Source organism: Micromonospora sp. NPDC127501, from assembly GCF_040302185.1.
Classification (GTDB): Bacteria; Actinomycetota; Actinomycetes; order Mycobacteriales; family Micromonosporaceae; genus Micromonospora.
This window is the reverse complement of sequence record NZ_JBEORJ010000007.1, coordinates 218,388-243,479: the sequence shown is the minus strand read 5'-3', so window position 1 is coordinate 243,479 and position 25,092 is coordinate 218,388. Positions and strand designations below refer to the sequence as shown.

Annotated in this window: 23 protein-coding genes and 1 pseudogene; 14 read left to right on the top strand and 10 right to left on the bottom strand. The window is 72.1% G+C overall.

The genetic code is table 11. The features are described 5' to 3' along the window. Positions 1-23: 23 nt before the first annotated feature. The 4 genes from ABTW72_RS18710 to ABTW72_RS18695 all read right to left on the bottom strand — a co-directional run bounded on the left by ABTW72_RS18710 (position 24) and on the right by ABTW72_RS18695 (position 4,153). Entirely contained in the window at positions 24-488 is a 465-nt protein-coding gene (locus tag ABTW72_RS18710; RefSeq protein ID WP_350860320.1) for a peroxiredoxin, read from the bottom strand. A 117-nt stretch (positions 489-605) separates the two neighbouring features. Then, complete coding sequence (locus ABTW72_RS18705; RefSeq protein ID WP_030330240.1) at positions 606-1,043, bottom strand: DUF3052 domain-containing protein; 438 nt, start codon at positions 1,041-1,043, stop codon at positions 606-608. 113 nt (positions 1,044-1,156) lie between these two features. Further along, positions 1,157-3,697 (bottom strand): thiamine pyrophosphate-dependent enzyme, encoded by a 2,541-nt coding sequence (locus ABTW72_RS18700; protein ID WP_350860318.1) that lies wholly within the window; start codon positions 3,695-3,697, stop codon positions 1,157-1,159. 51 nt (positions 3,698-3,748) lie between these two features. Further along, positions 3,749-4,153, bottom strand: coding sequence for a MarR family winged helix-turn-helix transcriptional regulator (locus tag ABTW72_RS18695; RefSeq protein ID WP_350860496.1), 405 nt, complete (start codon positions 4,151-4,153; stop codon positions 3,749-3,751). A 274-nt stretch (positions 4,154-4,427) separates the two neighbouring features. Here ABTW72_RS18695 and ABTW72_RS18690 point away from each other — a divergent pair, with 274 nt between their 5' ends. After that, on the top strand, positions 4,428-6,074 hold the full coding sequence (locus ABTW72_RS18690; protein ID WP_350860316.1) for an alkaline phosphatase D family protein: 1,647 nt from the start codon (positions 4,428-4,430) through the stop codon (positions 6,072-6,074). 104 nt (positions 6,075-6,178) lie between these two features. Here the strand turns inward: ABTW72_RS18690 and ABTW72_RS18685 are convergent, their stop codons facing one another. Beyond that, entirely contained in the window at positions 6,179-6,583 is a 405-nt protein-coding gene (locus tag ABTW72_RS18685) for a YjbQ family protein (protein ID WP_350860315.1), read from the bottom strand. Positions 6,584-6,609: 26 nt separating this feature from the next. Beyond that, on the bottom strand, positions 6,610-7,056 hold the full coding sequence (locus ABTW72_RS18680) for a hypothetical protein (protein ID WP_350860313.1): 447 nt from the start codon (positions 7,054-7,056) through the stop codon (positions 6,610-6,612). A 178-nt stretch (positions 7,057-7,234) separates the two neighbouring features. Here ABTW72_RS18680 and aceE point away from each other — a divergent pair, with 178 nt between their 5' ends. Beyond that, a complete protein-coding gene (aceE, locus tag ABTW72_RS18675; protein ID WP_350860311.1) occupies positions 7,235-9,973 on the top strand; it encodes a pyruvate dehydrogenase (acetyl-transferring), homodimeric type in 2,739 nt (912 codons plus the stop codon). 241 nt (positions 9,974-10,214) lie between these two features. Here the strand turns inward: aceE and ABTW72_RS18670 are convergent, their stop codons facing one another. Next, positions 10,215-10,661: an SRPBCC family protein gene (locus tag ABTW72_RS18670; RefSeq protein WP_112582592.1), complete on the bottom strand. Its 447-nt coding sequence runs from the start codon at positions 10,659-10,661 to the stop codon at positions 10,215-10,217. Positions 10,662-10,849: 188 nt separating this feature from the next. Between ABTW72_RS18670 and ABTW72_RS18665 the strand changes: the two genes are divergently transcribed. The 3 genes from ABTW72_RS18665 to gltX are packed head-to-tail and all read left to right on the top strand — an operon-like array spanning position 10,850 to position 14,934. After that, entirely contained in the window at positions 10,850-12,199 is a 1,350-nt protein-coding gene (locus ABTW72_RS18665; protein WP_350860309.1) for a GH1 family beta-glucosidase, read from the top strand. Continuing rightward, positions 12,196-13,473 carry an MFS transporter gene (locus ABTW72_RS18660; RefSeq protein ID WP_350860307.1) on the top strand — a complete coding sequence of 426 codons (1,278 nt, stop codon included), beginning with the start codon at positions 12,196-12,198 and terminating at the stop codon, positions 13,471-13,473. Before ABTW72_RS18665 ends, ABTW72_RS18660 begins: the two co-directional genes overlap by 4 nt. 51 nt (positions 13,474-13,524) lie before the next feature. Continuing rightward, on the top strand, positions 13,525-14,934 hold the full coding sequence (gene gltX, locus ABTW72_RS18655; RefSeq protein ID WP_350860305.1) for a glutamate--tRNA ligase: 1,410 nt from the start codon (positions 13,525-13,527) through the stop codon (positions 14,932-14,934). 117 nt (positions 14,935-15,051) lie between these two features. Here gltX and ABTW72_RS18650 read toward each other — a convergent pair whose 3' ends face one another. Continuing rightward, entirely contained in the window at positions 15,052-15,657 is a 606-nt protein-coding gene (locus tag ABTW72_RS18650) for a copper resistance CopC family protein (protein WP_350860303.1), read from the bottom strand. A 252-nt stretch (positions 15,658-15,909) separates the two neighbouring features. Here ABTW72_RS18650 and ABTW72_RS18645 point away from each other — a divergent pair, with 252 nt between their 5' ends. Further along, positions 15,910-16,560, top strand: a complete 651-nt coding sequence (locus ABTW72_RS18645; protein WP_350860301.1) for a hypothetical protein — start codon at positions 15,910-15,912, stop codon at positions 16,558-16,560. Between the two features lie 50 nt (positions 16,561-16,610). Here the strand turns inward: ABTW72_RS18645 and ABTW72_RS18640 are convergent, their stop codons facing one another. Beyond that, positions 16,611-16,940 carry a hypothetical protein gene (locus ABTW72_RS18640; protein ID WP_112582586.1) on the bottom strand — a complete coding sequence of 110 codons (330 nt, stop codon included), beginning with the start codon at positions 16,938-16,940 and terminating at the stop codon, positions 16,611-16,613. Positions 16,941-17,255: 315 nt separating this feature from the next. Between ABTW72_RS18640 and ABTW72_RS18635 the strand changes: the two genes are divergently transcribed. From ABTW72_RS18635 to fabF, 7 genes and pseudogenes are all read left to right on the top strand, one after another. Then, positions 17,256-18,440, top strand: coding sequence for a sensor histidine kinase (locus ABTW72_RS18635; RefSeq protein ID WP_350860299.1), 1,185 nt, complete (start codon positions 17,256-17,258; stop codon positions 18,438-18,440). Further along, positions 18,437-19,138, top strand: coding sequence for a response regulator (locus tag ABTW72_RS18630; protein ID WP_350860297.1), 702 nt, complete (start codon positions 18,437-18,439; stop codon positions 19,136-19,138). The genes ABTW72_RS18635 and ABTW72_RS18630 overlap by 4 nt, the downstream gene beginning before the upstream one ends. A 25-nt stretch (positions 19,139-19,163) precedes the next feature. Then, entirely contained in the window at positions 19,164-20,489 is a 1,326-nt protein-coding gene (locus ABTW72_RS18625) for a PucR family transcriptional regulator (RefSeq protein ID WP_350860295.1), read from the top strand. Between the two features lie 78 nt (positions 20,490-20,567). Beyond that, a pseudogene (locus ABTW72_RS18620) lies at positions 20,568-21,485 on the top strand (ACP S-malonyltransferase); the annotation flags it as partial. Positions 21,486-21,490: 5 nt separating this feature from the next. Then, positions 21,491-22,435 (top strand): beta-ketoacyl-ACP synthase III, encoded by a 945-nt coding sequence (locus tag ABTW72_RS18615; RefSeq protein WP_091409280.1) that lies wholly within the window; start codon positions 21,491-21,493, stop codon positions 22,433-22,435. Positions 22,436-22,520: 85 nt separating this feature from the next. Continuing rightward, positions 22,521-22,760, top strand: coding sequence for an acyl carrier protein (locus ABTW72_RS18610; RefSeq protein ID WP_030330276.1), 240 nt, complete (start codon positions 22,521-22,523; stop codon positions 22,758-22,760). Positions 22,761-22,762: 2 nt separating this feature from the next. Further along, on the top strand, positions 22,763-23,989 hold the full coding sequence (fabF, locus tag ABTW72_RS18605) for a beta-ketoacyl-ACP synthase II (RefSeq protein ID WP_124855678.1): 1,227 nt from the start codon (positions 22,763-22,765) through the stop codon (positions 23,987-23,989). 51 nt (positions 23,990-24,040) lie between these two features. On the opposite strand, the gene ABTW72_RS18600 is transcribed toward fabF, so the two are convergent. After that, positions 24,041-24,259: a hypothetical protein gene (locus tag ABTW72_RS18600; protein WP_091409273.1), complete on the bottom strand. Its 219-nt coding sequence runs from the start codon at positions 24,257-24,259 to the stop codon at positions 24,041-24,043. 131 nt (positions 24,260-24,390) lie between these two features. Between ABTW72_RS18600 and ABTW72_RS18595 the strand changes: the two genes are divergently transcribed. Beyond that, entirely contained in the window at positions 24,391-25,065 is a 675-nt protein-coding gene (locus ABTW72_RS18595) for a lipoprotein (protein WP_350860292.1), read from the top strand. Positions 25,066-25,092 lie beyond the last annotated feature (27 nt).

The following is a 25,092-nucleotide window of genomic DNA, read 5'->3' as shown; positions in this document are numbered from 1 at the left end:
ACCCGGGCGCACGGCGTACCCGGTCAGTTGGTCGCTTCGGCGATGGCCTTGCGCCAGCCCTGCTGGTCGCGGGCCTCGCCCGGGCCGTTCATCTCGGCGAAGCGGACCACGCCGGTCTTGTCGATGACGAAGGTGCCCCGGTTGGCGAAGCCGGCCACGTCGTTGAAGACCCCGTACGCCTGGGCGACGGCGCCGTGCGGCCAGAAGTCGGCCAGCATGGGGAACTGGTAGCCCTCGCGGTCGGCCCAGATCTTGTGGCTGTAGGCCGAGTCGACGCTGATGGTCAGCACCTGGACGTCGTCGTTCACGTACTCGCCGAGGTTGTCGCGCACCTCGCCCAACTCGCCCTGGCAGGTGCCGGTGAAGGCGAGCGGGTAGAAGACCAGCAGGACGACGCGCCTGCCCCGGAAGGCCGAGAGACGGACCTCCTGGTTGTTCTGGTCCTTGAGCACGAAGTCGGGTGCTTCGGCACCAACCTCGATGGGCATGCGAACTCTCCTCGCTGCTCGGCCTCGCCGGTACCGGCGACGGCGTCGAGTCGGGGTGACGGCACCAGCCTGCTACCCGGCGGTGGGCGGACCGTCGGGCGAGCGGAGCGGCGCTGGCTACTTCTTGGCCTTGGCCCCTCGACGCAGCACCAGACGGGCGCCGCTCCAGTCCCGGCCGGCGTTGACGGTCGAGGTCTGCTGAAGGCCGGCGGTGGGCGCGGACTCCGCGACCTCACTCGGCTCGACGTGCCCCTCGCGCCCCGCCTTCGGGGTGAGCAGCCACACGACGCCGTTGTCGGCCAGCGGGCCGAGGGCATCGACGAGCAACTCGAAGAGGTCGCCGTCGCCGTCCCGGTACCAGACCAGCACCGCGTCGACCACCTCGTCGGTGTCCTCGTCGACCAGATCTCCACAGCGGTCGGTCAGGGCGTCTCGGAGATCCTGGTCGACGTCGTCGTCGTACCCCATCTCCATGACGACCATCCCCGGTTCGATTCCGAACCGGTCCGCCAGGCTGCGTACCCCGTCGGCGGCCTGACCAGCGGTCGCGCTCACTGTCGCGTGCCTCCTCATCTCGTCCCTGCTCGCGGCGTCGGTGCGACGACCGTCAGGCAAAGTCCACACAGTTGTTGGTCTGCGCGCAAGTGGCGCACCGGGTGGAACGGAATTTACCGTGCCAGCAGCGTACGGGCACCGTCGGTAATGGCTTCCGCGGAGACCAGTACGTGACGTGCTGCCGGACCTAATGGTACAAACGAGTCAACTCCCGCCACTCGACGTGCGGCACCGACATATCCGGCGTCGACCAGCGCGGCGATCACGCCCTCACCGACCCCGCCGGAGCGGCGCGTCTCGTCCACCACCAGCACCCGGCCGGTCGCCGAGGACTCCCGGATGATGTCGGCCACCGGCAGCGGAGCCAGCCAGCGCAGATCCACCACGCGGGTGCCCACCCCCTCCTCGGCGAGGACGGCCGCGGCCCGCAGCGACATCCGCACCCCATTACCGAAGGTGATGATGGTGAGGTCGTCCGCCGAGCCGACCCGGTAGACCCGGGCCCGCCCGATCGGCACGTGGCCGGCCACCCACCCGCCCGGCTCCGGATAGCCGGCCAGCCACTCCCCGTCACCTTCCGTGTACAGGTCGCGGGTGTGGTAGAGCGCGATCGGTTCCAGGAACACGCAGACACTGCCGTCCACCGCCGCGCTCGCCAGACAGGTCCGCAGCATGGGCGCGGCGTCGTCCGGCCGCGCCGGCACCGCGACCACCAGCCCGGGCACATCCCGGAGTACGGCCACCGAGTTGTCGTTGTGGAAGTGCCCGCCGAACCCCTCCTGGTACGCCAGGCCCGCCACCCGCACCACCATCGGGTTGCGGAACGCCCCCTGCGAGAAGAACCGCATGGTGGCCGCCTCACCGCGCAGCTGGTCCTCGGCGTTGTGCAGGTACGCCAGGTACTGGATCTCCGGCACCGGCAGCATCCCGGCCAGCCCGGCACCGAGGCCCAGCCCGAGCACCGACGTCTCGTCGAGCAGGGTGTCGAAGACCCGGGCCGCCCCGAACCGGTCGCGCAGCCCCTTCGTCACCCCGTACACGCCGCCCTTGGCGGCCACGTCCTCACCGAAGAGCGCCATCTGCGGGTGGTCGAGCATCCCGTCGGCGAGCGCGGCGTTGATGCTCTGCGCCAGGGTCATCGGCCCGGCCAGCTCCGGCGGCTTGCCGCCGAACGCCTCCGCCCGGGCGCCCGCGCCCGGCCCGCTGGCCCGCGCCGCGGCGTCGGCCACCGCCCGCGCGACCCGCACCGGACGTCGGGGGGCCAGCGCGGACACCACGTCGGCCGCGGAGGTCAGCTTCGGCTCGCCCAGCACCTCCTCGGCGAGCCGGCGTACCTGCCAGCCGGTCTCGTCGTACCGGGCCAGCAGTTCCTCGCCGGTCGCCACGCCGGCGTCGACCAGCAGCCGCGCGGTGGCGGCCAGCGGGTCCCGGTCCAGGTCCTCGGCCAGCTCGGCCGGACTCCGGTACGCCGACTCCGCGTCCGCCCCGGCGTGCCCCATCAGCCGTACGGTGCGCAGGTGCAGCACGGCCGGCCGCCGGTTGCGGCGCACCCAGGCCGCGGCCTCCGCCGCCACCTCGTACGTCCGCACCGGGTCGGCTCCGTCCGCGCTGAAGTAGCGGATGCCCGGCTTGGCCCGCAGGGTCGCCTCGACCCAGCCCTCCGGCGAGCGGACGCTGATGCCCAGCCCGTTGTCCTCGCAGACGAAGAGCACCGGAATGCGCAGCCCCGCGTGGTCGTACCACCCGGCGGTGTTGAAGGCGGCGGTGGCGCTGGCGTGGTTGACCGAGGCGTCGCCGAAGGAGCAGACCACGATGGCGTCCGGTGGCCAGGGAGCGTGCGTGGCGCCCGCGCCGCTGCCGACCCGCACCCCGGCCCCGGTACGCCGTCCGGCGCTGTCCAGCCGGCGCAGCCGCTCCACGGCCAGTCCCATTCCGACCGCGCGGGGCAGGTGCGAGGCGATGGTGGAGGTGGTCGGCACGATGGCCAGGTCGGCCCGGCCGAACACCTTGTGCCGGCCCCCGGCGATCGGTTCAAGGCTGGACGCGACCATCCCGCGCAGCACGTCCCGGGCCGCGTCGGCGTACGCCGCGAACCCGTTGGCGGCCCCGGTCGCCGAGGTCGGTTCGGGCCCGGCCGGCTCCGAATCGGACGCCTGCGGATCGGCGGTCGGCTCCGGGTCAGGTGTCGATGCGCCGTCGACGGTCGACTCGCTGTCGGCGCGGCGCGCTCGGTCGGCGTCCGGGTCGGTGTCGACGGTCCGCGCCGGGACGGCGGGCGGCTCGGAGTCGGCGGCCAGCGTCGGGTTGGCGGCGACCTGGGCGGCCCGCAGGCAGTAGAAGGCGCCCGAGCGGTAGTGCAGCAGCGCCGGATCGGTGGGACGCAGCGCGGCGGCGACCGCGGCGTTGCTCTCGTGTCCGGCCGAGCCGATGGTGTAGAAACCCTCCCCGAAGCTGCGCAACCAGCGGCCGGCCAGGTCGAGCTGCCGGCTGGTCACCTGCGCGTCGAACAGGTCCAGCACCTGCGCGCCGGTCAGCGGGGCGTCGTCGGTGACCGGGTCGGCGGGGTCACGCCGTCGCTCGGCGGCAGGCAGCGCCGCCAGCGTCTCCCGGAACCGGTCGTCGAGATCTTGCGGGGTGGTCACGTCGGACAGCATTACCGACGGAAGCCCTGCTCGCCCAGTGGGACACGGCCGGCAGGGGTCCGCTCACTCCGGCCCGAAGGACTCCGGGCAGCCGCCGTCGGACACCTTCCAGACCAGGTCACGAAGGGTGCTCAGCTCCTCGTCGCTCAGCCCGGACAGGAGTCGGGAGTCGGACATCACCTCGATCACCCGGGCCCGCACGACGCGACCCTCCCCGGTCACCACCAGCGTCTTCTGCCGCCGGTCCGTCGGGTCGGTGCGGCGCTCGACCAGCCCGGCCTGCTCCAGTTTGTCGACCAGCACCGTCACGTTCGACCGGTCACAACCCAACTGACCGGCGAGGTCCCGGGCCGGCAGCGGGTGGTCCGGGTCCAGTTCGTGCAGCGCCCGGGCCGCCGCCGGGGTGAGCCCCAACTCGGCGAACGCGGAGCCCTGCCGGTGTCGCAGCGCGGCGGTGACGTGCGCCATGCGGCGCACCACATCGACGGCGAGACCGGCCCGATCCACCCGTTCACCTGCCGCGGGAACCACCTCCTGCGTCACGGCCACATGGTACGCAGAGACGGGCGTCGTCGGTCAGGGCCCGGCCGGATCACACCCGTCGGACGGCGCTCAGCACGGATCGACGACTGCCATCGGTGTTCGACTGCCGGCGACGAGCAGGGCCACTCACTGTCACCTGTCGGCCACCGGGGCTCGCGAGGCTCCCGGAGTCAGGAAGATCGGACTCTGGGGAGGATTCGTGTCACTGTCCCGACGTACCATCCTGCTGTCCGGCGCCGCGATCGGCGCCGCGGGCGCGGTCACCGGGTTGCCGGCGACGGCCGGCGCGGCACCGGGCCGGCCGCTGGCCTACCCGTTCACCCTCGGTGTGGCCTCCGGCGATCCCGACCACGACGGGTTCGTGTTGTGGACCCGCCTGGCCCCGCAGCCACTGGCCGAGGACGGCCTCGGCGGCATGCCGGACCGCGACGTGCCGGTGCACTGGGAGTTGGCCGCCGACGAGCGGTTCCGGCATGTGGTGCGCCGCGGGGTGGCGGTCGCCCGCACCCGCTCGGCGCACAGCGTGCACGTGGAGTTGGCCGGCCTGCTGCCAGGGCGCGAGTACTTCTACCGGTTCCGTGCCGAGCGCCACGTCTCGCCGACTGGACGCACCCGCACCGCCCCGGCACCGTGGACCATGCCGGCCGCCCTGGCGATGGGCTTCGCCTCCTGCTCCCAGTACGAGCACGGCTACTTCACCGCCTACCGGCGGCTGGCCGAGACCGAGCCGGAGCTGATCCTGCACCTGGGCGACTACCAGTACGAGTACGCCCCGGACACGTACAACGTCCCCGGTGGCAACCCGCGTGACCACGAGGGACCGGAGACCCGGACGCTGGCCAACTACCGGCAGCGGCACGCCCAGTACAAGACCGACGCGGACCTGCAGGCCGCGCACGCGGTGGCGCCGTGGGCCGTGGTGTTCGACGACCACGAGGTGGAGAACAACTGGGCCGACGAGGTGCCCGAGGCACCGGACCCGGAGTTCCCCGCGCGTCGGGCGGCGGCGTTCCAGGCGTACTACGAGAACATGCCGCTGCGGCGCACCTCGATCCCCCGCGGCATCGACATGCAGCTCTACCGGCGGGTGCGCTGGGGGCGGCTGGCCACGTTCCACATGCTCGACACCCGGCAGTACCGCGACGACCAGGCCTGCGGCGACGGCTACCGGGACTGCGCGGCGGCATCCGACCCGGACCGGTCGATCACCGGGGCCGAGCAGGAGGCGTGGCTCCTGGACGGCTTCCGTCGCTCGGACGCCCAGTGGGACATCCTGGGCCAGCAGGTCTTCTTCGCTCAACGGGACAACAACTCCGGCCCGCTCACCGTCACCAGCATGGACTCCTGGGACGGCTACGTCGCCTCCCGGGACCGCATCACCCGGGGTTGGTTGGCCGCCGGGGTACGCAACCCGGTGGTGCTGACCGGCGATGTGCACGCGCACTGGGCCAGCGATCTCAAGCTGGACTATGCCGACCCGACCTCGCGCACCGTCGGCACCGAACTGGTCTGCTCCTCGATCACCTCGACGGGTGACGGCGCGGACTCGGCGGCCGGCTCGCACCCGTGGTTCGCGTTCAACCCGCACCTGCGCTTCCAGAACAATCTGCGGGGGTACGTGCGCACCACGATCACCCCGGGACAGCTCACCGCCGACTTCGACGTGCTGCCGTACGTCAGCCGGCCGGGCGCGCCCGCGTACACCCGGGCGTCGTTCGTGATCGAGGACCGCGTGCCCGGCCTGCACCAGACGGCGGACAACCCGGTCCCGTCAGCGGCCCGCAGCGCCGCGCCGTCCGCGGACCCCGGCCAGCAGACCGTCCAGCAGGAGACCGTCCGCCCGTAACCGCCCGACGCGTCACGATCCGCGCACCGCGCCGCCTCACTCCCGTCGAGGCGGCAGTTCCGGGGACGCCGCGCGGATCGTGACGCGGGACGGCGGCGCGGTGGTCAGCCAGGGAGGAAGGAGAAGCGGACCTGGCGGGTCGGATTGTCGCCGTTGGTGTCGACGAGGCAGATCGACTGCCACGTGCCGAGCGCCAGCCGGCCGCCGAGAACCGGCAGCGTGGCGTACGGCGGGATGAACGCCGGCAGCACGTGGTCGCGGCCGTGGCCGGGCGAGCCGTGTCGGTGCCGCCAGCGGTCCTCGGTGGGGAGCAGGTCGTCCACGGCGCTGATCAGGTCGTCGTCGGAGCCCGACCCGGTCTCGATGATCGCCAGGCCGGCGGTGGCGTGCGGCACGAAGACGTGCAGCAGGCCGTCGCCCTCGCCCGAGACGAACTGCTGGGCCTCCGCGGTGATGTCCCGGACGGTCGGCCGGGACCCGGTCTGGACGGTGATCACATCGCTGCGCATACGTCGCATTCTGCCGCAGCGTGAGGTCAGGAGCTGCCGCCACCGCCGCCAGAGTCGCCGCCACCGGACCAGCCGCCACCGGAGTCGCCGCTGGACCAGCCCCAGCCGGACCAGCCTCCCCCGGAGTCGCCGCTGCCGCCGGTCGGCTCCGCACCGTCCGAGCTGTCGTGGTCGCCGTCCCGCTGGCGGCCGACGTGCCCGCTTCCGGCGTCCCCGGCGGGCATCGGGTAGAAGCCGTACCCGCCGCCGTCCGGGTCCGGGCGGCGGCGACGACGTCCGGCGGGGCCGCTCAGACGGGCCTCGCGGATCGTGTCCCGCAGCAGGCCTCCGCCGAGCACGGCCACCAGGGCGCCCACTGCCACCAGTCCGACCATCGGCAGGTTGCCGGAGGCGAGGGCGACCGCGCCGATGACCAGGCCAACCACCCCGACAACGATCATGCTCGCGGCGACCGCGACACGGCGTCCGTTCATGGCGGTAACGGTAGGAGGGGCGGTCAAACCGCTCAGTCCTCACGCGGTCGTCGCGCTAAGTTACCGGCGAGTACCTGTGTTCAGCATCGCGTCGGGGGGACCTAGACGTGACGAGGGGTGCCACCAGGGGGCAGGATGGCGCTAGAGACCTATCCCACACACAACCGAGGGAACGCCTGTGGCTACGGAACGCAAGCGCCCGGTGATCAGCGACGGCCTACCGAGCCAGCTTCCGGACATCGACCCTGAAGAGACCAGCGAATGGGTCGAGTCGCTTGACGGTGTCATCGACGAACGCGGCGCCAAACGCGCCCGCTACGTCATGCTGCGCCTGCTGGAGCGGGCCCGTGAGCGCCAGGTCGGGGTTCCGCCCCTGACCACCACCGATTACATCAACACCATCCCGTCGGAGCGCGAGCCCTGGTTCCCGGGTGACGAGCACGTCGAGCGGAGGATCCGGGCGTACGTCCGGTGGAACGCCGCCATGCTGGTGCACCGGGCGCAGCGCCCGGAGATCGGCGTCGGCGGGCACATCTCCACCTTCGCCAGCTCGGCGTCGCTCTACGAGGTGGGCTTCAACCACTTCTTCCGGGGCAAGAACCACCCGGGCGGTGGCGACCAGATCTTCTACCAGGGCCACGCCTCCCCCGGCATGTACGCGCGGGCGTTCCTGGAGGGGCGGCTCAGCGAGCACCAGCTCGACGGGTTCCGCCAGGAGCTGTCGCACCCCGGTGGTGGGCTGCCCTCGTACCCGCACCCTCGGCTGATGCCGGACTTCTGGGAGTTCCCCACCGTCTCAATGGGCCTCGGCGGTCTGAACGCGATCTACCAGGCCCGGTTCAACCGGTACCTGCAGCACCGCGGCATCAAGGACACCTCCCAGCAGCACGTCTGGGCGTTCCTCGGCGACGGCGAGATGGACGAGCCGGAGACGCTCGGCGCCATCGGCGTCGCCGCCCGCGAGGAGCTGGACAACCTCACCTTCGTGATCAACTGCAACCTCCAGCGGCTGGACGGCCCGGTCCGGGGCAACGGCAAGGTCATGCAGGAGCTGGAGGCGTTCTTCCGGGGTGCCGGCTGGAACGTGATCAAGGTCGTCTGGGGTCGTGAGTGGGACCCGCTGCTCGCCGCGGACACCGACGGCGCGTTGGTCAACCTGATGAACACCACGACCGACGGCGACTACCAGACCTACAAGGCGGAGTCCGGCGCGTACGTGCGGGAGCACTTCTTCGGCCGTGACGCACGGACCCGCAAGATGGTCGAGCCGCTCAGCGACGACGAGATCTGGAACCTCAAGCGGGGTGGGCACGACTACCGCAAGCTCTACGCGGCCTACAAGGCGGCCACCGAGCACACCGGTCAGCCCACCGTCATCCTGGCGAAGACGATCAAGGGCTGGACCCTCGGCTCGCACTTCGAGGGCCGCAACGCGACCCACCAGATGAAGAAGCTGACGCTGGAGGACCTGAAGACCTTCCGCGACCGGCTCTACCTGGACATCCCGGACTCGGCGCTGGAGGACAACCCCTACCTGCCGCCGTACTTCCACCCGGGTGAGAAGTCCGAGGAGCTGGCGTACCTCAAGGAGCGGCGCGAGCAGCTCGGCGGGTACCTGCCGTCCCGGCGGACCAGCACGAAGCGGCTGGCCATCCCCGGGCCGGAGCGGTTCGCCGACATCAAGCGCGGCTCCGGCAAGCAGAAGGTCGCCACCACGCAGGCCTTCGTCCGTCTGCTCAAGGACGTGATGAAGGACAAGGAGTTCGGCAAGCGTTGGGTGCCGATCATCCCGGACGAGGCCCGCACCTTCGGTCTCGACTCGATCTTCCCGACCGCGAAGATCTACTCGCCGCACGGTCAGCGCTACACCTCGGTCGACCGGGAGCTGTTCCTGTCGTACAAGGAGTCGACGACCGGGCAGATCCTGCACGAGGGGATCAACGAGGCCGGTTCGGTGGCCTCGTTCACGGCGGCCGGTTCGGCGTACGCCACGCACGACGAGCCGATGATCCCGATGTACATCTTCTACTCGATGTTCGGGTTCCAGCGGACCGCCGACGGGCTGTGGGCCGCGGCCGACCAGATGGCCCGGGGCTTCCTGCTCGGCGCCACCGCGGGTCGGACGACGCTCAACGGTGAGGGCCTTCAGCACGAGGACGGGCACTCGCTGCTGATCGCCGCGACCAACCCGGCAGTGGTGGCGTACGACCCGGCGTTCGCGTACGAGATCGCGCACATTCTGGAGCAGGGTCTGCACCGGATGTACGGGGACGCGCAGGAGAACGTCTTCTACTACCTGACGGTCTACAACGAGCCGACCCTCCAGCCGGCCGAGCCGGCCGACGTGGACGTGGAGGGCCTGCTCAAGGGCATCTACCGCTACTCGCCGGCACCGCAGGTCGACGGCCCGAAGGCCAACCTGCTCGCCTCGGGCACCGGGATGCAGTGGGCGCTCAAGGCCCAGCAGCTCCTCGCCCAGGACTGGGGGGTGGGTGCCGACGTCTGGTCGGTGACCTCCTGGACCGAGCTGCGCCGCGACGCGGTGGAGACCGAGGAGTACAACCTGCTCAACCCGGGCGCCGAGGCGAAGGTTCCGTACATCCAGCAGAAGCTGGCCGAGGCGGACGGCCCGAAGATCGCGGTCAGCGACTTCATGCGCGCGGTACCGGATCTGATCGCCCGCTGGGTACCCGGCGACTACACGTCGCTCGGCACCGACGGTTTCGGCATGTCGGACACCCGGCACGCGCTGCGCCGGCACTTCCACGTCGACGCGGAGTCGATCGTGGTGGCCACGCTGCGGCAGCTCGCCCGCAGCGGCGCGGTGGCGACCACGGTGCCGGCCGAGGCCGCCAAGAAGTACGCGATCGACGACGTCAACGCCGCCCCGGTCGGCGAGACCGGCGGCGACAGCTAGAAAGAGCACAACCCCAGAAGGGCCCGGCGCTGACGCGCCGGGCCCTTCTGGCTACTTCCCACACCCGTAACGGGTCGATCAGGGAGTTGTGGTGGTGGACGAAGGGGACACGTCACCGCGTACCAGGCACCACGAGTCCATGATCGACGCCAACAAGGGACGGGAGCGGCGGTGGTCCGGGGGCCCTGGCGGGGATCCGGACCACCGCCGTCGCGGGTGACGCCGGGAGGATGGGCGCTCGTCAGCCGACGGCGGCCAGGTCGGTGAGCCGGGCCAGCGAGTCCTCCAGGTCGGCGCCCACCCGACGCAGTCCGAGGCGCAGGAGGGCCGCCTTGACCGGGCCGGCCGGCCAGCGGACCACGATGAGCCGCACGATGGTCCCGCCCTCCTCCTCGTCTCCGGTGAGTTGGACGTAGATCTCGGTGCGCGCCTCCGCACGAGCACCGGCGCCCTTCGCCCGTTCCCGCCAGCCGATCAGCGTCGGCTCCTGGTAGGCGATCACCTCGGCCTCGTGCGCCGAGCCGCGCCCCGCCTGGACCAGTTGTCGCCGCCCGAAGCCCTCTCCCGAGAGCACTTCGGCCGCGCGGACCCCGGCCAGCCAGGCCGGCAACTGCTCGGCCCGCTGCACGACATCCCAGACCACTTCAATTGGCGCCGCCACGTGCGCACTGCGTTCCACGAGGATCATTTCCGTCTTTCCTCCGGTGAGGACATCCCACGATATCGGCACTCTATGCGCTAAATCGGACTTACCTGGACGGGTTCGGAAAAAGACACGCCGATCAACCATTGCGCATTGCGCCAGGCCGGCCTATGGCGCATTCATCGAGAGCGCCCTAAAGTCCCGAGCACGTTTCACGTTGACCGGGAGGGCGCATGTCAACCGCACCGATGCCCGAGTTCCCCACCCGCTTCCGCTGGGGCGTGTCCACATCGGCCCACCAGATCGAGGGCGCCACCACCGCCGACGGGCGCGGTCCGTCCATCTGGGACACGTTCGCGCACTCCCCCGGGCGGATCAGCGACGGCAGCAGTGGCGAGGTGGCCTGCGACCACTACCACCGGCACACCGAGGACGTGGCGCTGCTGGCCGGCCTGGGCGTCTCCGCGTACCGGTTCTCCATCGCCTGGCCCCGGATCCAGCCCACCGGCGCCGGCCCCGCCAACCCGGCCGGCCTGGACTTCTACGACCGCCTGGTGGACGAGTTGCTGGCCGCCGGCGTCGACCCGGTGGCCACCCTCTACCACTGGGACCTGCCGCAACCTCTCGAGGACGCCGGAGGCTGGCTGCACCGCGACACCGCGGCCCGGTTCGCCGAGTACGCCGAGAAGACCGCCGCCCGCCTCGGCGACCGGGTCCGGCTCTGGATCACCCTCAACGAGCCGTTCATCCACATGAGCCTCGGCTACGGCATGGGTGTGCACGCCCCCGGCCGGATGCTGCTGTTCGACGCCTTCCCGGCCGCCCACCACCAACTGCTCGGGCACGGGCTCGCGGTCGCCGCGCTGCGGACCCACACCGCCAGCCCGGTGGCGATCGCCAACAACTACTCCCCGGTGCGGGTGCTCGGTGACCACGACGCCGACCGGGCCGCCGGGGCGGCGTACGAGGCGCTGCACAACCGGCTCTTCACCGACCCGCTGCTCGGCCGCGGCTACCCGGAGCTGCCCGGCTTCGACCCGAGCGTCATCCACCCCGGCGACCTCGACACGATCGCCGCGCCGATCGACGTGCTCGGGGTGAACTACTACAACCCCAGCGGCGTACGGGCTGCCGAGGAGGGTTCACCCCTGCCGTTCGACCTCGTGCCGCTGGACGGCTACCCGCGTACCGCCTTCGACTGGCCGGTGGCCCCCGACGGGCTACGCGAGCTGCTCGGCTGGCTGCGCGACACCTACGGCGACGCGCTGCCGCCCATCGAGATCACCGAGAGCGGCTGCGCGTACGACGACGCCCCCGACGCCGACGGGCAGGTGGCCGACCCGGAGCGGATCGCGTACCTCGACGGGCACCTGCGGGCGGTCCGGGCCGCCATCGACGACGGGGTGGACGTCCGCGGGTACTTCGTCTGGTCGCTGCTGGACAACTGGGAGTGGGCCGAGGGGTTCACCAAGCGCTTCGGTCTGGTGCACGTCGACTACGCCACCCAGACCCGTACGCCGAAGTCGTCGTACACCTGGATGCGGGACGTGATCGCGGCCAGCCGGCCCGGGTCGGCGCGGTGACCACCCTCGACCCGACGCCGGCGTCGCTGCCGGCGGCGCTCGCCGAGCCGACCGTGCCGGTGCGGCGCGGCTGGATCGGTTTGATCTTCGCGGCCAACCTCGGCGTGTGGATGGCGTTCTTCACGCCCATCCAGGTGCTGCTGCCGCAACAGATCGAGCAGATCGCGCCCGGCGACAAGGAGAACATGCTGGCCGTGGTCACCGGCCTCGGTGCGCTGGCAGCGGTGCTGGCCAACCCCCTGGCGGGCGCGTTCTCCGACCGGACCTGCCTGCGGATCGCCGGCCGCGAGTTCGGCCGTCGGCACGTCTGGACGGCGGGCGGGGCCGTGCTCGGCGCGACGGCCCTGGTGCTGCTGGCCCAGCAACGGACCATCCTCGGCGTCGCCCTCGGCTGGGTCGCCGCGCAGGTCTGCTTCAACGCGATGCTGGCCAGCCTCACCGCCGCCATCCCGGACCGGGTCCCGGTGCGCCAGCGCGGCGGGGTCTCCGGGTGGGTGGGCATCCCGCAGGCACTCGGGTTGGTGCTCGGCGCGGTGCTGGTCACCGCCGTGGTCACCGGCAACGCCGCCGGCTACCTGGCCATCGCCGTGGCCATCCTGCTGCTGTCGCTGCCGTTCGCGCTGCTCACCCCCGACGAACCGCTGCCGCGTACCCATCGGCCGGCGATCCGGACGCGGGCGCTGCTGGCCTCGATGTGGATCAGCCCTCGCCGGCACCCGGATTTCGCCTGGGCCTGGATCACCCGGTTCCTGGTCCAGTTGGGCAACGCCCTGGGCACCCTCTACCTGCTGTACTTCCTCAGCGACGGGGTGCGTCACCCCGACCCCGAGGGCGGCCTGCTGGTGCTGATCCTGCTCTACACGCTCGGGATGATGCTGACCGCGGTGATCGCCGGCCGGATGTCCGACCGTTCCGGTCGCCGCAAGATCTACGTGATCGTCTCCGGGCTGATCATGGCGGTGGCGGCGCTGCTGCTCGCGGTCGCGCCGGTCTGGCCGATGGCGATCGTCGCCGCGCTGCTGCTCGGCGCCGGCTACGGCGTCTACCTCTCGGTGGACGCCGCGTTGATCACCCAGGTGCTGCCCCGGGCCACCGACCGGGCCAAGGACCTGGGCGTCATCAACATCGCCAACTCGGCGCCGCAGGTGCTCGGTCCGGCTCTCTCCGCCCCGCTCGTGGTGTACCTGGGCGGCTATCCCACGCTCTACGCGGTCACCGCCGTGGTCACCCTGCTCGGCAGCGCCCTGGTCGTCAAGATCCGCTCGGTGCCGTGAGTCGAGGCCCCTGGCCGGAATGCGCTCGACCCCCGCCGTAGGCTGGGGGACGTGACAGTACGTGTGCGCTTCGCCCCTTCCCCGACCGGTATGTTCCACGTCGGCGGCGCCCGCTCGGCGCTGCAGAACTGGATCTACGCCAAGCAGCAGGGCGGCGTGTTCGTGCTGCGCATCGAGGACACCGACGCGGCGCGCAACAAGCCCGAGTGGACCGAGGGCATCCTCTCCGCGCTGGACTGGATCGGGATCTCCCGGGGCAGCTACGAGGGCCCGTACTTCCAGTCGGCGAACGCCGGCGAGCACCGGGCCGCCGCCGCGCGCCTGTACGAGTCGGGCCGCGCCTACTACTGCGACTGCACCCGCGAGGACGTGCAGGCCCGCACCGGCTCGCAGTACCAGGGCTACGACGGCTACCACCGCGACCGTGGCCTCGGCCCCGGCCCGGGGCACGCCCTGCGCTTCCGTACGCCCGACGAGGGCGCGACAGTGGTGGTCGACCTGATCCGTGGTGAGCCCACCTTCGAGAACAAGCTCATCGAGGACTTCGTCATCGCCCGGGGCGACGGCTCGCCGGTCTTCCTGCTGGCCAACGTCGTCGACGACATGACCATGGGGATCACCCACGTGATCCGGGCCGAGGAGCACCTGCCCAACACCCCCAAGCAGCAGCTGCTCTGGGAAGCCCTCGGGGTCAAGCCGCCGATCTGGGCGCACGTGCCGGTGGTGGTCAACGAGAAGCGGCAGAAGCTCTCCAAGCGCCGGGACAAGGTCGCCCTGGAGGCGTACCGCGACGAGGGTTACCTGGCCGGCGCGATGCGCAACTACCTCATGCTGCTCGGCTGGGCTCCCTCCGGCGACCGGGAGATCGTCCCCTGGTCGGTCATCGAGGACGAGTTCCGGCTGGACGAGGTCAACCTCTCCTCGGCGTTCTTCGACGAGAAGAAGCTGCGCGCGTTCAACGGCGAGTACATTCGCGCGCTGCCGGTGGCCGAGTTCATCGACGCCTGCCAGCCGTGGCTCACCGGCACCGGGACCATCGCACCGCCGCCGTGGCAGCCGGAGGAGTTCGACGCCGACGCGTTCGCCGCCGTGGCGCCGCTGGCCCAGACGCGGATCGCGGTGCTCAGCGAGATCGTGCCGAACGTCGACTTCCTCTTCCTGGCCTCACCGCTGATCGACGAGGCCGCCTGGACCAAGACGATGAAGGACGGTTCCGCCGAGCTGCTGGACGACGCCGTCGCGGCGTTCGAGGCGCTGGAGTCCTGGGACGCCGAGTCGTTGAAGTCGACGCTGGAGGCGGTCGGCGCCGAGCGGGGCCTCAAGCTCGGCAAGACGCAGGCACCGGTGCGGGTCGCGGTCACCGGCCGGACCGTGGGTCTGCCGCTGTTCGAGTCGCTGGAGGTGCTCGGTCGCGAGCGCACCCTGACCCGGATCCGCGCCGCCCGCCTGCGCCTGGTCTGACGAAGACAACCTCGCCGATCTTGCGGTTTCGGTTGTCGACATGAGTGGGATGCCCCTTGTGTCGGGGCAGCAAGTGCAAGATCGCGGAGCGGAGCGCATTGCGCTCCGCTCCGCTGATCACTGGGCTCCGCGTCTGCGGCGGAACACGAGGCCGGTTGCGAGCGCGGCGAGCAGCAGCAGGCCGCCGAGCGCCCAGATCCACCAGCGACCGCCGGAGTCGGACTGCTCCGACGCCGCCGGCACAGTGGAGGCCGTCGAGCTGCCGGGTGTCGCCGATGCGGGCCCGGCGGAGGGCACGCCGACGGCTGAGGGCGAACCGGTCGGGCCGGCGCTGGCGGCGGCCGACGGCGAGGCGGACGGGTCGGCGGCGGTGCCGGTGGTGAGGGTGAACCGCACCTCGCCCTTCACCGGATGCCCGTCGGACGACGCGAGCTGGTAGCCGACGATGTAGAGCCCGGCGGCGGCCGGCTTGAACGGCACCCGCACCCGACTGCCGTCGAAGGCGGGAGTCCCGCCAGCGACCACATTGTCCGGTCCGGTTATTGTGATCTTTGTCGTGGTCGGCGACGGCTTGGCGAGGAACCGCAGCTCGACCCGGGCGGGTGCCGACGCCACGCGGGCGCCGTCGCGCGGGTTGCTACCGGTCAGCTCGTTGTGGGCGGCGGCCGGTGTCGCCGGCACCAGAAACGACACACCGAACGCCACGCCGAGCACCACTGGCATGACCCGCACCGTACGTGTAACCCTGCCCCCCATGAACCCCTCCGTAAGGGTACGATCCGCCCGCTGATCAAACGGCTCCTCATTAGTCGAGCAGAGATCGCAGATAGTTCCAATTACTGTTCCGAAAGCTGCAACTCATCGACGTTCTGCGGAGTCTGTAGGAGTGGACGCGACCATCCGGTCGATGCCGCACCGGCAGATCGGTCCAGACGTCACGACGAAGCCATCCATCGAACGGGGCGAGGAGGCGGGATGGTCCGACACATGAGGCGGTTGGCCGCCGTGTTGGCGGGCACGCTGGCGGTGGCACTGCTGTCGCTTGGCACCGCTGGCTCGGCCTCGGCGGCGCCGAAGCCGGCACCCGCCGCAGTGGACATCACCGGCACGGGGCTGTCCGAGCCGCTGCGGTTGCACGCGGACAAGGAGCCCGCCCTCGTGGGCGCGGTCATCGACCAGGTCAACTTCCTCGCTCGTACCGGCATGCCGACCGGTCCGAAGGCAGCCAACCTCGGTCCGAAATACACGGTCGTGGTGCTCGCTGGCGAGACGCCGAAGCAGACCTACGACCTCTATCCCAAGGCGATCGGCGGCCCCCGCGTCTACCGGCCGGCGAAGCAGCCGGACGGCCGCAAGACCACCGCGGGATGGTTCCTGGGTCGGCTCAGCATGTCCGAGACCCTGCGCACCGCCGGTGTGCCGCTGGAGCGGCAGTTCGACACGGTCAGTGGGGGCGCGGGCGGCGGCGAGCGCGTGCTCCCGGAGGACACGCTGGACCCGGCGAAGGACCTCGACGAGGCGCTCGGCGACCTGCAACGCCTGCTGCTGCTCAACGTCGGCGTGATGCTGACCATCACGGTCGGCCTCGCCGGGATCGCCCTGCTGATCCGCCGCCGCACCCGCTGAGCTGGCGCTGACCCGGCGCACTCGCTGATCAGCGAGTGCGCCGGCGGTGTTCAGCACCAGCGGCGCGGTGGGCGCTCCCGGCGGGTGGCCCGCGGCCGCGGCCGGACCGCGCCGTGCCGGTGCGCCCCGGCCCAGCCGGGAAGTTCGCTGAGGCAACCAGCGGGAACGTCCGAGTCGGGCTCGGCGAGACCAGCAGGCTCGGCGGAGCGCTGGCGCGGCAGCACGGGCTCGTCGTCGACGCGCCCGTGCAGTGGCTCCACCGGGTGCGATGGTGCGCCGCCGACCGGCCGCCGGTGCTTGCCAGCCGCCTGCGGGTCGTGGTGCCCCGGCCGGCAGGGCTCGCCCTGGGCGCAGCCGTGCTCGGCCTCCCCGTGCGCCATCCCCGGTCTCCTCACGCTCGCCTCACCCTCGGGTGCTCTCCCCGAGGTGCCCTGTCACCGTACTGGCCGGGACCGACGGGGCCGCGCGCAGCGTACCCAGGGTCCGGACCGGCCGGTCCTTGGAGACTTTGCCGGGCGCGGGGGCCGGTTACGCAGTTCACAGCTTCTTTTCGTGCCGTTCACCCGGCGCGTGACGGCCGAGGACCGTACCGGCGGTCGGTACGGGTCCGCGTACCCCTTTCGGCGCATGGCGGTGCGGTAGAGGTCCTCCCCCGGTGGGAGTTCGGTGGGCGACGACTGTGGTGGGATCGGGGCATGCGTGCGCCACCGTGGCTCGACTCCGGCACCCTCGGCCGCGACCTCGTGCTGGCCGGCGCGTCGCTGGCCGGTGGTCTGGTGCTGCACGCCCTGGGGTGGCAACCGCAGGTCCGCCCCGACGCGAACGTGCCGTCGGCATTGTTCCTGCCGCCGCTGGTGGCGGTCTGCGTCGCCGTCGGCCTGCGGCGGGTCGCACCCCGCGCCAGCCTGGCCGTGGGGACCGGCGCGCTGGTGGTCGACACGGCACTGGGCAGTTCGCTGGGCACGGTCCTGGTCTACACGCAGGTGCTCTACGACGCCTGCGTGTACGGCCCGCCCCGGCTGTGGCGGTGGTTGCTGCGGATCACCGTGGCGCTGAGCCTGGTCGGGGTGGTCGTCGGCGTGCTCGCGTACGGCCAGTGGCGCGGGGCGGCGCTCGGGGTGCTGGTGGTGCTCGCCGGGCTGCTGCCGGTGCTGACCGGCATCAGTGTGCGGCAGTACCGCGACCAGGCCGCCGCCGAGCGGGCGCGGGCCGAGCAGACCGCCCGGCTGGTCGAGTTGGACCGTCGGCAGGCGGTCAGCGCCGAACGGGCCAGGATGGCCCGGGAGCTGCACGACGTGGTCGCGAACCACCTCAGCGCGGTGGCCATCCACGCCACCGCCGTGCTCTCCGTGCCCGGGTTGGATCGCGGGCAGGTGGAGTCGGCGTTGCGGGTGATCCGGGAGAGCAGCGTGCAGGGCCTCGCCGAGATGCGTCAGATGATCGAGGTGCTGCGCGAGCCCGGAACCGGCGCCGACCCGGCCGCGCCGGAGGTGGTCACCGCGCGGCTGGCCGAGGCGGACGGACTGGTCGACCGGGTCCGGGCGGCCGGCCTCGCCGTCCGGGTCCGGACCGATGGCACACCGGGCGCGTTGCCGGTGGGGGTGGACCTCGCCGCGTACCGGATCGTGCAGGAGTCGCTGACGAACGCGCTCAAGCACGGTACGGGTGAGGCGGAGCTGACGATCGCGTACCGGCCGGCCGAGGTGGTGCTGACGGTGGAGAACCCGGTGCGTCGGGGCGGGGCCGGGCTGCCGGGCGCCGGAGCCGGGCTGATCGGCATGCGCGAGCGCGCCACGCTGCTGGCCGGCCGGTTCACCGCCGGGCCGCACGACGGCCGCTGGCAGGTGCGGGCGGCCCTGCCCACCGGGGAGGGCGGGTGACCGGGCCGGCGCGGCCGCCGGCCGACGCGGGTCCGGCGACGGTACGGGTGGTGCTGGCCGACGACCAGCCGGCGGTACGGGCCGGACTGGCCCTGATCCTGAACGGCTCAGCGGGCGTCGAGGTGGTCGGCGAGGCGGCCGACGGCGACGCAGCGGTGCGCCTGTGCCGGGAGCTGCGCCCCGACGTGGCGGTGCTGGATGTGCGGATGCCGCACCGGGACGGCATCTCCGCGACCCGGGCGATCGTCAGCGACGGGCTCGCCGACGTGCTGGTGCTCACGACCTTCGACCTGGACGAGTACGTCTTCGGGGCGTTGCGGGCCGGCGCGGCCGGGTTCCTGCTCAAGGACACCGACGCCGACGGTCTGGTCAACGCGGTGCGGACGGTGGCACGGGGTGACGGGTTCATCGCGCCCACGGTGACCCGCCGGTTGATCACCGCGTTCGCGGCCACCGCGCCCGGTGCGTCGGCGGACGCCCGGGCCGCGCTGGACACCCTCACTCCGCGTGAGCGTGACGTGCTGGCCTGCCTCGGGTTGGGCCTGTCCAACCAGCAGATCGCCGATCGACTGGTGCTGGCGGAGAGCACCACCAAGACCCATGTGAGCCGGATCCTGGCGAAGCTGGACCTTCGCAGCCGGGTGCAGGCCGCGATCCTGGCCCAGGAGGTGGGCCTGCCCGCTCCCCCACAGCCGTGAGACGGGCCCGCTGGGCGCGCCGACGATGGTCGGCGGTACCGGTGCCGGCGTGGTTGGCCTGCTCACGACGTGTCAGGCTAGGGCGGTGAGCACGCCGGGCGGTGGGGAGCTGTCGGCCACGCTGCGCCGGATCGAACGATCGGCGGGGGCGTTGGCCACCTCCAGCGTGGCCCGGATGGACGAGACGCTGCCCTGGTTCCGGGCGCTGCCGGCCGACCAGCGTTCCTGGGTGATGCTGGTGGCCCAGGCGGGCGCGAGGTCGCTGGTGCAGTGGCTGCGCGAGGGCGGCGGCACGGCGGACAGCACCCAGGAGGTCTCGGACGAGGTCTTCGCCGCCGCCCCACAGGCGCTGGCCCGGTCGATCACCCTCCAGCAGACCGTGGCGTTGATCAAGGTGACGATCGACGTGGTCGAGGAGCAGGTGTCGCACCTGGCCGCCGAGGGCGAGGAGCAGCAGCTACGCGAGGCGGTGCTGCGCTTCTCCCGGGAGATCGCGTTCTCCGCCGCCCGGGTGTACGCGCGGGCCGCCGAGTCGCGCGGCGCCTGGGACGCCCGGTTGCAGGCGCTGCTGGTCGACGCGCTGTTGCGCGGTGACTCGCCGGACGTCCTGGCCAGTCGGGCCGCCGCGCTCGGCTGGGCGGACGCGCCGCCGGTGGCGGTGGCTGTCGGTCGGTCGCCCGGCGGTGAGGTCTCCGCGGTGCTGCACGTGGTCTACCGGCAGGCCCGCCGGATCGGCGTGGAGGTGATCGGCGGTGTGCACGGCGACCGGCTGGTGATCGTGCTGGGCGGCGCACCTGACCCGCTGACCGCCACCGCGAAGCTGCTGAGCGCGTTCGGGGACGGCCCGGTGGTGGTCGGTCCCGCCGTACCGAGCCTCGACGAGGCGACCGAGTCGGCGCGGGCCGCGCTGTCCGGCTTTCGGGCCGCACCGGCCTGGCCGAGCGCGCCCCGGCCGGTGCCGGCCGCGGACCTGCTGCCGGAGCGGGCCCTCGCCGGCGACGCGGAGGCCCGTCGGCGGCTGCGTCACGACGTGTACGCGACGCTGGTGCGCGCCGGTGGGGAACTGCTGGCGACCCTGGACGCCTTCCTGGCCGCCGGTGGCACGCTGGAGAGCGCGGCCCGGGCACTGTTCGTGCACCCGAACACGGTGCGCTACCGGTTGCGCCGGATCGCCGAGGTGACCGGGTTCTCGCCACTGTCGCCGCGCGACGCGTTCGCCCTTCAGGTCGCGCTGACCGTGGGTCGGTTGGATCCGGTCGCCCCGCTGGCCTCGCCGGTCCCGACTCAGACAATGACCCCGGCTGCCCGGAAATCCGCCCAAACCGAGGATGATCCCCGCCGATCTTTGTAGGAAACCTCTAAAGGTCCTAGTGTGGTTTGGTCGAAGGCGGCACCGCGTTACCCGCCGTTATCCGGGAGAGTCATAGACGTGCTCGCCGTACTTAGTCCCGGCCAGGGTTCTCAGAAACCCGGCTTCCTGACCCCCTGGCTCGACCTGCCCGGCACTGAGGCGCGACTGCGCGACTGGTCGGCGTTGGCCGGGGTCGACCTGCTGCACCTGGGCACCGCCGCCGACGCCGACGAGATCAAGGACACCGCCCGCACCCAGCCGTTGCTGGTCGCCGCGGCGTTGCTCGCGGCCGAGCACCTGCCGCTGGACGGCGTCGCACTCACCGCCGGCCACAGCGTCGGCGAGCTGGGTGCCGCCGCGCTGGCCGGTGTGCTGTCGGCCGACGCCGCGATCACCCTGGCCGGCGTCCGCGGCCGGGAGATGGCTGCCGCGTGCGCGCTGGAGCCGACCGGAATGGCAGCGGTGCTCGGCGGCGACCCCGACGAGGTGATCGCCGCGATCGAGGCGAACGGGCTCTACCCGGCCAACCGCAACGGAGCCGGGCAGATCGTCGCCGCGGGCGCCCTGGACGGGCTCGACAAGCTCGCCGCCGCGCCGCCCGCCCGCACCCGGATCATCCGACTCCAGGTGGCCGGCGCGTTCCACACGCCGTACATGGCCCCGGCCGAGACCGCGCTCGCCGCGGAGGCCGCCGGGATCACCCCCGCCGACCCGGCCCGGACCCTGCTGTCGAACCTCGACGGCACCGCTGTCGACAACGGCGCGGCCATGGTGCAGCGCCTCGTTCGTCAGGTCACCGCGCCGGTGCGCTGGGACCTGTGCATGCGCACGCTGGCCGACCTCGGCGTCACCGGCGTGATCGAACTGCCCCCGGCCGGCACCCTCGCCGGCCTGGTCAAGCGGGAACTCAAGGGCGACGGCGCCCCGGAGATCGTCACCCTCAACACCCCGGACGACCTGCCGGCCGCACGGGACCTGATCGCCCGTATCGGAGGTCGTTCATGACTGGCAGTCGCATCGTCTCGATGGGGCACTACCAGCCCTCCCGGGTGGTGACCAACGACGACATCGCCCAGCTCGTCGACACCAACGACGAGTGGATCCGCGACCGCGTCGGCATCGTCAGCCGGCGGATCGCCGACAGTGAGACGGTCGCCGACATGGCCGCCGCGGCCGCCGGTAAGGCGCTGGCCAACTCGGGCCTGACCGCCGCCGACATCGATCTGGTCGTGGTCGCCACCTGCTCCTCCATCGACCGCAGCCCCAACGTGGCCTGCCGGGTCGCCGCCAAGCTGGGCATCACCGCGCCGGGCGCGTTCGACCTCAACACCGCCTGCTCGGGCTTCGCCTACGCGTTGGGCACCGTCGACCACGCCATCCGGGCCGGGGCGTCGCGCAACGCGATCGTCATCGGCGCGGAGAAGCTGTCCGACTTCACGGACTGGACCGACCGCTCCACCTGCATCATCTTCGCGGACGGGGCCGGTGCCGCGGTGGTCTCCGCCACCGCCGACGACGAGCCGACCGGCATCGGCCCGGTGGTCTGGGGTTCGGTGCCGGACAAGAGCGACGCGGTCCGCATCGAGGGTTGGCGCCCGTACATCCAGCAGGAGGGTCAGGCGGTCTTCCGCTGGGCCACCACCGCGATCGCGCCGCTCGCGCTCCAGGCCTGCGAGCGGGCCGGGGTCGACCCGTCGGAGCTGGCCGCTTTCGTGCCGCACCAGGCCAACGCCCGGATCATCGACGGCATCGCCAAGCGGCTCAACATCCCCGACGCGATCATCGCGAAGGACATCGTCGAGTCCGGCAACACCTCGGCGGCGAGTGTGCCGCTGGCCCTGTCCAAGCTGGTCGAGCGCCGGGAGGTGCCCTCGGGCGCGCCGGTGCTGCTCTTCGGCTTCGGCGGTGGCCTGACCTACGCCGGTCAGGTCGTCCGCTGCCCCTGATGACCCCCTCGGGCGCGTACGCGTCGAGGAGTGGCGGTCGGCGACGCCGACCGCCGGAGAACCCCGATGAAAGGAACCAACCGCAATGACCCGTGACGAGATCACCACCGGCCTCGCCGAGATCCTCGAAGAGGTTGCCGGAGTGAACCCGGACGACGTGGCCGAGGGGAAGTCCTTCACCGACGACCTCGACGTCGACTCGCTCTCCATGGTTGAGGTAGTGGTCGCGGCCGAGGAGAAGTTCGGCGTCAAGATCCCGGACAACGAGGTGCAGAACCTCAAGACCGTCGGCGACGCTGTCAGCTACATCGCGGCGCAGTCCTGATCATGAGTCGTCCTGACGTCGTCGTCACCGGGCTCGGCGCGACGACCCCGCTTGGCGGGGACGTCGCGTCGACCTGGGACGCAATGCTCGCCGGCCGCTCCGGGGTGAGTGCCCTCACCCAGGAGTGGGCCGAGCAACTGCCGGTCCGGATCGCCGCCCAGTTGGCCGTGGAGCCGTCCGAGGTGCTGGACCGGGTTCGCCTGCGCCGCCTGGACCGTTCCGAGGCGATCGCGATCATCGCGGCGCAGCAGGCCTGGGCGGACGCCGGCCTCGCCGGCTCCGACCTCGACGGCGAGCGGTTGGCCGTCAGCGTCGGCTCCGGCATCGGCGGTGCCACCACCCTGCTCGCCCAGGACGACATCCTGGAGGCCTCCGGGCCACGGCGGGTGTCCCCGCACACCATCCCGATGCTGATGCCGAACGGTCCGGCCGCCTGGGTCGGGCTGGAGTTGGGCGCCAAGGCCGGCGTGCACTCGGTGGCCAGCGCCTGCGCCACCGGCGCCGAGGCGATCGCCCTCGGTCTGGACATCATCCGCTCCGGCCGGGCCGACGTGGTGGTGGCCGGCGGCACCGAGGCGGTCATCCACCCGCTGCCGATCGCCGGCTTCAGCTCGATGCGGGCCATGTCGACCCGCAACGACGACCCGGAGCGGGCCTCCCGCCCGTGGGACCGGGGCCGGGACGGTTTCGTCCTCGGCGAGGGCGCCGGCATCGTGGTGCTGGAGCGGGCCGAGCACGCCGCGGCCCGGGGCGCCCGGGTGTACGCGCGCCTCGCCGGTGCCGGCATCACCTCCGACGCGTACGACATCGTGCAGCCGCACGCCGAGGGCGAGGGCGCCATCCGGGCCATCGCCAAGGCGATCGCCGACGCGGACGTGGCCAAGCGGGACATCGTGCACGTCAACGCGCACGCCACCTCGACCCCGGTCGGGGACATGCTGGAGATCGGCGGGCTGCACAAGGCGCTCGGCGACCACCCGGTGCTGTCCGCGACGAAGTCGATGACCGGTCACCTGCTCGGTGCGGCCGGCGCGCTGGAGTCGATCGCCACCATCCTGGCGATCCGCGACAGTGTCGTCCCTCCGACGATCAACCTCGACGACCCGGAGCCAGGCCTCACCCTGGATGTCGCCGCGCACAAGGCCCGCCACATGGAGATCCCGGCCGCGTTGAACAACGCGTTCGGCTTCGGCGGTCACAACGTGGCGCTCGTCTTCGCCCGTCCCTGAGATCCTCCGCACGGGCCCCTCCTCTCGTCGAGGAGGGGCCCTTTGCGTCGTTCAGCCCCGGTTGCGGGGGTGCTGTTTCGCGGTGCGCTCGTTGCCGTGGCGGTAGTTGCCGGTCCAGCGGGCCATCACCAACTGCGGGTCGTCGTCGACCTCGGCCAGGAACTCCGCGGCCCGAGCGCCGCGCAGCGTGCCGGCGACCCGGCCATGGTGGGTGATCACCACGGTGCCGTCCGCCCGTTGCGTGTGCCGGAATCCTGCTGCCGCTCCCATGGGGGGAGGTTGTCAGACCGACCGGGGCGAGGCGACCCGATTTCGGTCACGGGGCAGCGATCGCGATTGACGTCGGGAGACCGCACGGCTTAGATGGGCCGACTGAAGATCGACTGACGGGGATCACCACAATGGACACTCGTACCCTCGTCGCCGTGTCGGCGGCGGCGCTCACCCTCGGCCTGCTGACCGGCTGCGGCGACGACTCGAACGCTCCCGCCGGGCCCGCGGCCGGCGCCCCGGCCCCGCAGGCCACTGGTGAGCCCTGGTACGACGAGGTGGCCCCCGCGTCGGCCAGCGGCACCGCCGGCGGCACGGGTTCCCCCTGCCCGGTACCTGTGACGTTTCCCCTGGCCGACGGGTGGACGGCCAAGGCGATCGAGCCGCCCAAGGGTGAGCTGGCCGAGCTGGTCGGCGAGGCGCTCACCAAGCGCGGCGGCACCACAGTGCGCTGTGAGGTGGACGGCCGCCCGGCCGGCGGCGGATTCCTCCGGATCTGGGCGGCGGACTCGCCGACGGTCACGCCGCGCGCCGCGCTGGAGAGTTTCGCCGCCGGGGCCGGCGAGACGGTCGCCGGCCAACAGTTCCGCGACCTCCGCGCCGGCGGCTTCGACGCCACCGAGATGACCTGGCTCGCCACCAACCCGCTGGTCGAGGAGGAGGATGAGTCGCGGAACTGGGCGCTGGCCGTCCAGTCGGCGGGGCAGACGCTGGTCTTCGCCGTCAACGAGGGCCTGATCACCGAACGGACCGACGTGCTGCCGGCGTACCGGCTCGCGGTGCGAGGGCTCGCCAAGGGCGAGTGAGGTGGGCGCTGACCTGGCCGTGCCGGA